At 72.8% G+C, this 11,452-nt stretch carries 7 protein-coding genes; 5 read left to right on the forward strand and 2 right to left on the reverse strand.

The window, feature by feature from the left end:
* Positions 1-30 precede the first annotated feature (30 nt).
* Positions 31-468 carry a hypothetical protein gene (locus KGA66_RS25390; RefSeq protein ID WP_211471434.1) on the reverse strand — a complete coding sequence of 146 codons (438 nt, stop codon included), beginning with the start codon at positions 466-468 and terminating at the stop codon, positions 31-33.
* A gap of 208 nt (positions 469-676) precedes the next feature.
* On the opposite strand from KGA66_RS25390, the gene KGA66_RS25395 reads away from it, so the two are divergent.
* Positions 677-1,318 carry a TetR/AcrR family transcriptional regulator C-terminal domain-containing protein gene (locus KGA66_RS25395; protein ID WP_369015962.1) on the forward strand — a complete coding sequence of 214 codons (642 nt, stop codon included), beginning with the start codon at positions 677-679 and terminating at the stop codon, positions 1,316-1,318.
* Positions 1,319-1,710: 392 nt separating this feature from the next.
* Positions 1,711-2,796, forward strand: coding sequence for a porin PorA family protein (locus KGA66_RS25400; RefSeq protein ID WP_211471437.1), 1,086 nt, complete (start codon positions 1,711-1,713; stop codon positions 2,794-2,796).
* Positions 2,797-2,893: 97 nt separating this feature from the next.
* On the opposite strand, the gene KGA66_RS25405 is transcribed toward KGA66_RS25400, so the two are convergent.
* A complete protein-coding gene (locus KGA66_RS25405; protein WP_211471439.1) occupies positions 2,894-4,039 on the reverse strand; it encodes a winged helix DNA-binding domain-containing protein in 1,146 nt (381 codons plus the stop codon).
* Positions 4,040-4,940: 901 nt separating this feature from the next.
* Here KGA66_RS25405 and KGA66_RS25410 point away from each other — a divergent pair.
* The 3 genes from KGA66_RS25410 to KGA66_RS25420 all read left to right on the forward strand — a co-directional run.
* Complete coding sequence (locus KGA66_RS25410; protein ID WP_211471441.1) at positions 4,941-7,310, forward strand: phosphoketolase family protein; 2,370 nt, start codon at positions 4,941-4,943, stop codon at positions 7,308-7,310.
* Positions 7,311-7,427: 117 nt separating this feature from the next.
* The gene (locus KGA66_RS25415; protein WP_211471442.1) at positions 7,428-9,935 is read left to right on the forward strand and encodes a plasma-membrane proton-efflux P-type ATPase; all 2,508 of its coding nucleotides are present in this window, start codon (positions 7,428-7,430) and stop codon (positions 9,933-9,935) included.
* A gap of 695 nt (positions 9,936-10,630) precedes the next feature.
* Positions 10,631-11,452, forward strand: an 822-nt coding sequence (locus KGA66_RS25420) for a DUF2637 domain-containing protein (RefSeq protein WP_211471444.1), incomplete at its 3' end; no start/stop codon positions are given.

Genomic DNA, 11,452 nt, shown 5'->3' on the forward strand with positions numbered 1-11,452 from the left:
GGTACGCGCCGCGAGATCGGGGGCGGGGGTCTACCGGGTGGCGGATCTGTGGCCGAAGCGGTGCGGCACGCCGTGGTGCGCGCGCTCGCCTGTGCCGTTCGGGCCGTCCCGGCCGGCGGCGTGTGCGCCGGTTGCCTGGGCGCGGGCGCTGTCGCGTTGGCCGACCAGGTCGGCGCGATCGGCGGCTGCGGCTGCGGTCTCGCGGCGTGACTGCTTGAGTCCGCGGCGCGCGGCGCTGCCGCGGCGGGAGGTGCGCCGCGCGCCGGCCAGCAGCAGGCTGAGGCCGAGCAGTGCCACCGCGCCCACCACGACGCCGTAGAGGAACAGCGCGCCGGTGGAGCCGGTGACGTGGTAGCCGAACACGGAGAACTCGCCGAGCGCGTGGCCGCTGCCGGTGTTGGTGAGCACGCCGGCCACGCCGACGACGAGGGCGGCGACCAGGATGACGAGTCCGATGACGACGATCATGGGGTGCTCCTGAATGTTGAGGCTGTTGCCTCCAGTAGACGCCCTGATTAAAGTACTGTCTACGCTGTAGACCTACAGGTGTCGGACGACGGGTGCCGGCACCGCGACGGAAGGTGCCGCCGTGAGGATCCCGCCCCCGCCGGGCCGAGCCCTCAAGGAGCCCGGCGCGGCCGGCGAGGGCAGGGAGGGCAGGCTCACCCGGGACGCGGTGCTGGCCGCCGCGCTGGAGATCATCGACGGGGAAGGGGCCGAGGCGCTGTCCATGCGCCGCCTCGCCCGCGCGCTCGGGCGCGACCCGATGACCCTTTACCGGCATGCTCCCAACAAGGCGGCGCTGCTCGACGCCGTGGCCGAGACGGTGCTCGCCCGGCTGGATGTCGAGCGCGGCGACCCGGACTGGGCGGGGCAGTTGCGCGCGCTCGCCCGCAGCTACCGCCGCATCGCGCTGGCCCACCCGCACCTGGTGCCGCTGCTGGTCACCCGTCCCCTGGCCACCCCGCTGGCGCTGCGCCCGCGCGGCACGCTGCGTCCCCTCGAAGCGGTCCTGGCGCTGCTCACGCGCGCCGGTTTCAGCGCGGCGGACGCCTTGCACGTCTACCGGGCGCTGTTCGGGTTCCTGCACGGACACGTGCTCAACGAGTTGCAGGAACTGGTCGAGAACCCCGAGGAGAGCGACGACCTGCTGCGGTTGGGCCTGCACCGGCTCCCGATCGGCGAGTTCCCGCTGCTTCGCGCCCTGGCGCCGGTCCTGGCCGCTTACGACGGGGCCGGCGAGCTCGAGCGCGGCCTGGACATCCTGCTGGCCGGGCTGGCCGCCACGCTGGGCCGGGACGCGGCGGCCGGACGGTAGCGGCGCCCGGCGTCGGCGCCGGGCGCATCACGGGACCGTGACCGGGTGGGGTCCGTCCGGGTTCCGATTTGCCTGCCGTGAGCCTCGCGGCGAGACATGGCGGGGTACGCCCGGGGCCCGTCCGGCCGTGCGCGCCCGTGAGCCGGGCGGCTCAAGCCGGACGGCGCGCCGCGCCCCGGGCGCTTACCGTCGAAACGATAGGCGACCGGGCCCGAGGCGCCGCGACCGTACAGCGTGCGGCGCGCGGCGAGTCCCGGGGCGACGGCGGCGGGGAAGAGCCTGGAGCAGCGCTGTCACGCAGCGCGAGGTTCGCCCCCGAGCCGTGCCCGCGCGCGCCGGCCGCCCCGCAGCGCACCGCACGGCGCGCTGCCCGCAACCCGCTAGGAGCCCACATGCGCCGCTCCTCGATCGTCCTGCTGGTGGTGGGCGCGCTGCTGCTGGCCGCGGCCGGCGTCCTGCGTTTCGCCGTCTACCCGCAGATCGACCGGCTGCCCTCGAACTACGACCGCACCGCCACGTACTCGGGTTCCGGCAGCTTCCTGAACCCGGCCGCCATCGCCTCCGGCAACGCGGCGAACGCGCTGCTGATCGACCAGCCGGTCACCGTCACCCGCCGCGCGAAGGTGACCGGCACCAGCGGCTCGACCGCAGTGGTGTCCGACCAGCTGACCGCCAGGCTGCGCAACGGCACCACGGTGCTCTCCAACGTCCACGTGTGGGCCATCGACCGCGGCAGCATGGACGCCGCGCCCGCGCCGGGCGGGGCGAGCGCGGACCCGCACCAGGGCCTGACCATCGGCTTCCCCATCGGGGTGCAGCAGCGCACCTACGCGTACTGGGACGCCGGCACGCAGCAGGCGGTCCCGGCGCTCTTCCAGCGCGCCGAGGCGTTCCGCGGCCGGTCCGCCGACGTGTTCACCGTGACCGCCTCCGGGCCGCTCAAGGACCCGAAACTGCTGGCCGCCCTGCCCGCCTCGCTGCCGACCTCGGTGCTCGGCGCGGTCGCGAGCCTGCTGCCGCCGAACGTGCAGTCGCTGCTCAAGAGCCTCGGCCCGGCGCTTCCCGCGGCGCTGGCGCTGTCGTACACCTCGACCACGAAGCTGACCGGCTGGATCGACGCGGGCACCGGGCTTCCGCTGGACGTGCGCCAGCAGCAGACGGTGGTCGCGGGCCTGAGCCTGGCCGGCACCACCCAGCCGGTGCTGCCGGTGATCTCCTACAGCATCGAGAACACCAACGACTCGATCAACCAGGCCGTGCACGACGCGACGAGCGCGGGGGTGACGCTCACGCTGCTGGGGGTGACCGCGCCGCTGGTGCTGCTCGTCCTGGGCGTGCTGGTGATCGCGTGGGCCGTGTGGGCGGCCTTGCGCCCCCGCCGCCGCCCGGCCGCGTCCGCGGGCGTGTCCGGGGCGCCGGCCGGCGGGCCGCGGGCGCCGGATTCACCGGATCCGCCGGCGGGCGCGCCGCCGGTGTGAGGCGGTCCTCTGGGCCGCCGGTGTGAGGCGGTCCTCTGGGCCGCCGGTGTGAGGCGGTCCTCTGGCCTGCGGCCCGGCGGGAGCGGTCGGGCCGCGGTCAGGTCGCGGGCGCGAAGGCGATCTCGGGTGTGGCCTGAGGGGCGAGGAAACCCAGCAGCCGCAGTCCCTCGCCCGTCAGCTGCTCGCGCCCGCCGGCCGGCAGCGCGCCGAAGTGCCGGATCGTCAGCAGCGCCCGCTGCGCGCCGCCGGCGCGGGCCGGTGCGCCGCGACCGGCCGCGCCCCCCGGGCGCTGCGCGCGCCACAGGCCCGCGTACACGCCGTCGAGCAGGATGTAGCCGAGGGCGGAGCCGTTGCCGGGGAAGAGGGGCACGCCGCGGCCGTGCGGGTTCACCCGGCCGCGCTCGGCGTGGGAGAAGAGCAGGTTGTCGTATTCCGGCAGGAAACGCGCGGGGGCCGGGGTGTCCGGGTCGGGGCGCGGCGCCTCGGGCAGGTCGAACAGTTCGGCGCCGCTCTCGCCGCGCAGCACGGCCAGGTGCGGGCGCAGCCGGTCGAACACCTCGCGCAGCCGCGTCAACCCGCTCCAGGCCTGGGCGTCCATGACGCCGGCGGGGCCGAACGCCGCCAGGTAGCGGCGCACCATCGCCTCGACGTCGGGCTTGTCCACCGGGTCGCGGCCCAGCCACGCGCGGGTGGTGGTGTGCGCGATGGCGCCGCCGGCGCGCCACACTCCGCGCGGGGGGATCTGCACCAGCGGCAGGCGGGCGCGCGCGGCCTGCGCGAGCGCGGCGGGGTCACGGCCCGGGAAACGCTGTTCCAGCAGCGCGCCGAGTTGCGCGAACGTACGCGGGGCGGTCTCGGTCAGCTCGCGTGCCGCCTCGGCCAGCGTGTCCTGGTCCAGGTCGCGGTAGTGCCGGCCGAAGGCCGCCTGCGTCGCGCGCGCGATCACCGGGTCGACCAGCGGCCGCCAGGCCAGGGCGTCCTGGCAGGCCACCAGGTGGATCGTGCCGCGCATCAGGGCGATGCGTACCACCTGGCGCCGGTGGTAGAGCGCGGAGAGTTCGTCGTGGGTGAAACCGTGCAGACGCGCCCACAGCCCCGTGTAGGGCGCCAGCGGCGCCTGGGCCTGCATGCCCGCCAGGTGCGCGATCTCCTCCAGCGCGCCGCCTGCGTGGCGCTCGAGCAGGTGCTGGCGGGCCAGCGTGGCGCGGCCGGCCGCGCGTGCGGTCAGCACCGTGCCGGTCACGGGCAACCTCCGGTGTGCTCGGGCGGGGACGCGGCGCGGTGCCCGCGGAGTGTCCCGGCGCCGCCACGCCACGACGCTAGCGCACGGCGCTGACACCTCTCGGCCCGCGCACCGCAGCCGGAGCAGGGGCCGAGGGCGGGGGCGGGGGCGGCGAGTGTCAGCGGCGCACTGGCGCGACTGCGGAAGATCGGGATGCGGCGGGTCCAGATAGCGAAGATCACCAGGGTCTGGGTGGCGGGGGATTCGACGAACCGGCCGGAGCGGAAGGCGGCCGGTCCGGTGTGGAAGACCCGGAGCACGACGGCGAAGGCGCGGAAGTCGAAGCACGGAGCTGAGCGGCCCGAAGAAGATCATGGTGCTGCGAGGCGGCACGCGGCACCGGGCGGCCCTTCCCAGGCGGTGAGGGTATGAGCCTTCTGACCGCCGGCCGGACTTCCCGGCACACCAAAGGCCCTGACCCTATCCCGGCCGCGGTGCGGTGTGCCAGGGCGCTGCCAGCCGGTTGGGACGCGGTCCGGCGGTCCGCCGCGCCTAGGGACCATGGCCCCTGGTCGGCCACCCTCAGCGCCTGTAGCGTGAGCTTGTCACCCCGGACCCCGGCGACACGACCATCCGCGGATATCGCGGATCGTCTGCGACGGTTCGGGGTTTGCGCGTGAGTGGACCGGCACGGGTCGCGGCGTCGCGACCGGGCCGTGCGGACGCCGGCGCCGATTGCGTACGGCGAGAGTCTGCGGCGAACACCGCCACCGGTCGACCGGCCTGCGCCGGATCGGCCGATGAGGCTACCGCGGACCTGGCCGCAACCACCGTCACAGCCGACCCGTCCCAGCCGACCCGTCCCAGCCCCGGACGCAGGAGGCGACGCACTGCGGCGCGAGCCAAGAGGAGTTCATGACCCGTGAACACGCCGACTCTGTCCGCACCGCAGCTGCACGCGCTGGACGGCTACTGGCGGGCCGCCAACTACCTCTCGGTCGGGCAGCTCTACCTGTACCGCAACCCCCTGCTGCGCGAACCGCTGCAGCTTTCGCACGTCAAACCGCTGGTCGTCGGGCACTGGGGCACCACCCCGGGCCAGAACTTCATCTACGCGCACCTGAACCGGGCCATCAAGAAGTACGACCTGGACATGATCTACATCGCCGGCCCCGGCCATGGCGGCCCCGCGCTGGTCGGCAACACCTACCTGGAGGGCTCCTACAGCGAGATCTATCCCGACGTCAGCCAGGACGAGGCGGGGCTGGAGAAACTGTTCACCCAGTTCTCCTTCCCCGGCGGCATCTCCAGCCACGTCGCCCCGACCACGCCCGGGTCGATCCACGAAGGCGGGGAGCTGGGCTATTCCCTCAGCCACGCGTTCGGCGCCGCGTTCGACAACCCCGAGCTGATCGTGGCCTGCGTGGTCGGCGACGGTGAGGCCGAGACCGGCCCCCTGGCCACCGCGTGGCACTCCACCAAGTTCCTGGACCCGGTCGGCGACGGCGCGGTACTTCCGATCCTGCACCTGAACGGCTACAAGATCAGCAACCCCACCATTCTGGCGCGCATCGAGCACGAAGAGCTCGAGCAGTTCCTGCGCGGCTGCGGCTGGGAGCCGCAGTTCGTGGAAGGCGACGAGCCGCAGGCGATGCACCAGCTCATGGCAGCCGCGGTGGACCAGGCCGTCGAGCGCATCCGGCACATCCAGGACACGGCGCGCGGCGGCGGCGAGGCGCAGCGCCCGCGGTGGCCGATGATCGTGCTGCGCTCGCCCAAGGGCTGGACCGGTCCGAAGGTCGTCGACGGTCTGCGGATCGAGGGCACGTTCCGCTCGCACCAGGTGCCGCTGCTGGTGGACGCCGAACACCCCGGGCACCTGGCCCAACTGGAGAGCTGGATGCGCGGCTACCGGCCGCAGGAGCTGTTCGACCAGGACGGTCGGCTCATCCCGGAACTCGCCGAACTCGCGCCCAAGGGCGAGCGGCGGATGGGCGCCAATCCCCATGCCAACGGCGGCCTGCTGCTGCGCGACCTGCGCATGCCGGACTTCCGTGTCCACGCCGTGGACGTGCCCTCGCCCGGCGCTGTGGAGAGCCAGGACACCCTGGTGCTGGGCCGGTTCCTGCGCGACGTGGTCACCCGCAACGCGGACCGTCGCAACTTCAGGATCTTCGGCCCCGACGAGACGCTCTCCAACCTGCTCGGCGCGCTCTTCGAGGCCACCGCCCGGCAGTGGGACGCCGCAGCGCTGCCGGGCGACGAGTTCCTCGCCCCCAGCGGCCGGGTGCTGGACTCGATGCTCAGCGAGCACCAGAGCGAGGGCTGGCTGGAGGGCTACCTGCTCACCGGGCGCCACGGCCTGTTCAACTGCTACGAGGCGTTCATCCACATCGTCGACTCGATGTTCAACCAGCACGCCAAGTGGCTCAAGGTCACCAAGCAGCTGGCCTGGCGGCGCGAGATCGCCTCCCTGAACTACCTGCTCGCCTCGCACGTGTGGCAGCAGGACCACAACGGCTTCACGCACCAGGACCCCGGGTTCCTGGACCACGTGGTGAACAAGAAAGCCGACATCGTCCGGGTATACCTCCCACCAGATGCCAACTGCCTGCTGTCGGTCATGGACCACTGCCTGCGCAGCCGGCACTACGTGAACGTCGTGGTCGCCGGGAAGCGGGCGATGCCGCAGTGGCTGAGCATGGACGCCGCGGTCGTGCACTGCACCGAGGGCGTCGGCATCTGGCCGTGGGCGAGCAACGACCAGGGCGGCGAACCAGATGTGGTGCTCGCCTGCGCCGGGGACACCCCCACGCTCGAGGTGCTGGCCGCGGCGTCCCTTCTGCGCGAGCACCTGCCCGAGCTGAAGGTCCGGGTGGTCAACGTCGTGGACCTGATGAAGCTGGAGCCCGACACCGAGCACCCGCACGGGCTGAGCGACAAGGACTACGACTCGCTGTTCACCACGGACAAGCACATCATCTTCGCCTTCCACGGCTACCCCTGGCTGATCCACCGGCTGACCTACCGCCGCACCAACCGCAACCTGCACGTGCGCGGCTACAACGAGGAGGGCACGATCACCACGCCCTTCGACATGCGCGCGCAAAACCGCCTGGACCGCTTCCACCTGGTCATGGACGTGATCGACCGGGTACCGCGCATCGGCGCCGAGGGCGACTACCTCAAGCAGATGATGCAGGACAAACTCGTCGAGCACAGCCGCTACATCGCCCTGCACGGCCAGGACCTGCCCGAGATCCGCGACTGGGTCTGGAACGCGGCGCCGTGACCACCCGGCCGCGCACTGCGGTGCCCCTCGCCTCCCTTCGACGGGCCCGGGCTCGGCGATCGCCCGCGCTCGGTGCGCACACGGCGTGAGGCATCGAACGATCGGAGGAAACTGCTGATGACGACGCACACCCCTGCGGCGCCGGCCGCACCCTCGGGGCCGCGCCCCGAGCCCCCCTCGGGTGAGGACCTCAAGACCCTCGCCCTGCCCGAGGTCCAGCGCCGGCTGGACAGCTCCGCGTCCGGGCTGAGCCGGGCCCAGGCCGCCGAGCGGCTGGCGCAGTACGGGCCCAACGAGATAGCCGAGGTCAAGAGCAACCCGCTGCTGAAGTTCCTGGCCTACTTCTGGGGCCCCATCCCGTGGATGATCGAGGCCGCGGTGATCCTCTCGGCCGTGGTCGGCCACTGGCCCGACTTCTTCATCATCCTGGTCCTGCTGCTCGCCAACGCCGTCGTCGGCTTCTGGGAGGAGCACCAGGCCGGCAACGCCATCGACGCGCTCAAGGCCAAACTCGCGATCAGGGCCCGGGTCAAGCGCGACGGGACGTGGACCAACGCCGCCGCGCGGGACCTGGTGCCGGGCGACGTCATCCGCGTGCGGCTGGGCGACATCGTGCCGGCCGACGCCCGGCTGCTGGCCGGCGACCCGGTCGAGGTGGACCAGTCCGCGCTGACCGGGGAGTCGCTGCCCGCCACCCGCCGGCCCGGCGACGCGGTGTTCTCCGGCTCCATCATCCGCCGCGGCGAGAGCGACGCCCTGGTCTACGCGACCGGCTCCGGCACCTACTTCGGCAAGACCGCGCAACTGGTCCAGCAAGCCCACACCGTCAGCCACTTCCAGCGCGCGGTGCTGAAGATCGGGAACTACCTGATCGTCCTGGCCGCGGTCCTGGTCACGGTGATCATCACGGTGGCGCTGCTGCGCGGCGACCCACTGTTCACCACCGTGCAGTTCGCCCTGGTGCTCACGGTGGCCGCGATCCCGGTGGCGATGCCGACGGTGCTTTCAGTGACCATGGCCGTCGGCGCCCGCCTGCTGGCCCGCAAGCAGGCCATCGTCAGCCGCCTGGTGGCCATCGAGGAACTGGCCGGCGTGGACGTGCTGTGCGCGGACAAGACCGGCACCTTGACCCAGAACACCCTCACCCTGGGCGAGGTGTTCGCCGCCGGCGACACGCCCAGCGACCAGGTCGTCCTGGCAGCCGCCCTGGCCTCGCGCGCCGAGAACGACGACCCCATCGACCTGGCCGTGCTCGGCGCGCTCGGCCACCGCGACGCCCTCGGCGGCTACCGGGTCACCCACTTCCAGCCCTTCGACCCGGTCCACAAGCGCACCGAGGCCACCGTGCTCGGCGCAGACGGCGCCACGTTCAAGACGACCAAGGGCGCACCCCAGGTCATCCTGCAACTCTCGGCCAACGCCGGGCAGGTCCAAGACGCCGTGCACGACGCGGTCAACGCCTTCGCCGCCCGCGGCTTCCGCGCCCTGGGCGTGGCCCGCGCGCACGGGCAGGCAGGGCCCTGGCAGTTCCTCGGCGTGCTGCCCCTGTCCGATCCGCCCCGCGAGGACGCCGCCTCCACCATCGCCACCGCCCGCGCGATGGGCGTGAACGTGAAGATGGTCACCGGCGACGCGCTGGCCATCGCGAAGGAGACCGCCGCGAAACTCGGCATGGGAACCGGCATCCTGGACGCCGCGGGCCTCGGCGACGTCAAACACGAGGAGAGCGCGGCCAGCGCGGCGTCCATCGAGAACGCCGACGGCTTCGCCCAGGTCTTCCCCGAGCACAAGTTCCACATCGTCGACGTCCTGCAGAAACACGGCCACATCGTCGGCATGACCGGCGACGGGGTCAACGACGCGCCCGCGCTGAAGAAGGCCGACTGCGGCATCGCGGTGGACGGCGCCACCGACGCCGCCCGCGCCGCCGCCTCCATCGTCCTGACCACCCCCGGCCTGTCCGTGATCATCGACGCGGTCAAGGAAAGCCGCAAGATCTTCCAGCGCATGAACAGCTACGCGATCTACCGCATCGCCGAGACCCTGCGCGTGCTGCTGTTCGTGACCCTGGCCATCCTCGTCGTCAACTTCTACCCGCTGACCGCCGTCATGATCGTGATGCTCGCGCTGCTCAACGACGGCGCGATCCTGTCCATCGCCTACGACAACGTGCGCTACCGCAACCGCCCAGAGGCCTGGAACATGCGCCTGGTGCTGGGCATCGCCACCGTCCTGGGCGTCGTCGGCCCGATCGCCGCCTTCGGACTGTTCTACCTCGGCGACCGCGTCCTGCACCTCGGCCACCCGCAACTGCAGACCCTGATGTACCTGATGCTCTCCGTCGCCGGGCACCTCACGATCTTCCTCACCCGCACCCGCGGGCCCTTCTGGTCCATCCGCCCCGCGCGCATCCTGTGGCTCGCCGTCCTGGGCACCCAGGCCGCGGCGACGCTGATCGCCGTCTACGGCATCCTGATGACCCCGCTCGGCTGGAAATGGGCCCTGCTGGTCTGGGGCTACGCACTCGCATGGTTCCTGATCAGCGACCGCGTGAAACTACTCGCCTACCGGATCCTGGAGCCCGGCGAAACCACGACCCGCCCCACCGGCACGCAGCCGAGATGACCGGCCGCCGCCCGCCGATACGACGCCCTGGAGCGCGAGATGATGGTCGAGCGCACCCTCGACGGGCGCGCCCAGGCCGCGGCCGAGGGCCGCTGCGGCGGGCGACCACCGGTGATCTCCAAGGACTTGATGCGCATCGCGCTGGGGCGCCGCGCCGACGGCGAATCCGTCACCAGTATCACACCAAGAACCTCACGTACGAGACCGCCGGCGGCGAGAAGCGGACGGTTTCCCGCCGCGCCTCTACAACGCGTTCAAGGCCCACGACGCTGAACGGGCCGAAGCCACATGGCCGCCTACGCGCCATGACCTGGCCGTAGACACTCTCAAGATCGGGTCACCGCCCCTTTCCGCCGTATTCCGGTGCCACCGCTTTCTCGCGCGCCGGCGCGCCCCGGCGGGCGCCTTGCCGCCGGCCGCGCCGCGGTTCGCAGCGCCCGTGCTCGCGGGCCCCGCTCCCGCCGCGGGCCGCGCGCGGCTGACAGTTGACGACGTGCCAGATCACCGGTGCGGTGCCTGGCCGGCGGCAGGGCGCTGCCAGGGTATCGGCGGCGCTCGCGGCAGGACGCTGGCATCGCTGCGCGCGCCGCCGCGTGCGCCCGCGCGGCGCGCGGGCGGGAAAACAGGGCTCGCCGCGGGTCGGGGAAGTCTGGCAAGCTCGGACCCGCCGACCGACCGCGCCACCAGGAGCCGCTGTGACCGCCGCCGCCGAGCAGAGCCTGATACCCCGTCACCGCAGCGCGGGTGTACCGGCCGCGCTGCCGCTGACCGTACGTGAGCTCTCGCCCGACGGCGAGCACTCCGGGCAGGTCGAGCCGCTGGGCGCCGGTTGGATGACCGTGACCGTGGTGATCGGCGTGATGGCCGCGCTGATCGCGCTCGGCGGCATGGTGCTCTCCTTCCGCGCCGTCAGCAGCGAGATGATCCCCGCGTTCGGGGCGCGCTGGGCGTGGCTGGTGCCGATCGTGGTGGACCTGACCGTGTTCGTCTTCTCCGGGGTCGACCTGGTGCTCGCGCGGCTGGACATGAGCCACCCGCTGGCGCGCTGGACCGTGTACGGCGCCACCGGCGGGACCGTGTGGCTGAACTACTCGGTCGGCGGCAGCGCCGCCGGGCGCGTGGCGCACGTGCTGATGCCGGCGATCTGGGTGGTGTTCGTCGAACTGATGCGGCATGTGGTGCGCCGGCAGGCGAACCTGGCCACCGGATCGCACCGCGAGCCGATCCCCGCCGCGCGCTGGCTGCTCTCGCCCTGGCCGACGCTGAAGCTGTGGCGGCGCATGGTGCTCTGGCGCGTGCACTCCTACCCGCGCGCCCTGGAGCAGGAGAAGATGCGCCTGGGCGCGGTCGCCGCCGCCCGCGAGCTGCACGGGCGGTGGTGGCGGCTGCGCATCAGCCCCCTGACCCGTCTGCAGATCAACCTCGGGGAGCTGGGCGCGCACGACATGCACCCGGCCGCGCGCCGCCCGCCCGCGCCCGTCCCCGCGACACCCGGCGACATCGGCGCCAGCGACATC

This window comes from Actinocrinis puniceicyclus (assembly GCF_018283645.1).
Taxonomy (GTDB): Bacteria; Actinomycetota; Actinomycetes; order Streptomycetales; family Catenulisporaceae; genus Actinocrinis; species Actinocrinis puniceicyclus.

What these genes read in the sequence shown, in the direction of transcription:
- KGA66_RS25390 (WP_211471434.1), bottom strand. Translation starts at nt 468, where the DNA reads ATGATCGTCGTCATCGGACTCGTCATCCTGGTCGCCGCCCTCGTCGTC.
- KGA66_RS25400 (WP_211471437.1), top strand. Translation starts at nt 1,711, where the DNA reads ATGCGCCGCTCCTCGATCGTCCTGCTGGTGGTGGGCGCGCTGCTGCTG.
- KGA66_RS25415 (WP_211471442.1), top strand. Translation starts at nt 7,428, where the DNA reads ATGACGACGCACACCCCTGCGGCGCCGGCCGCACCCTCGGGGCCGCGC.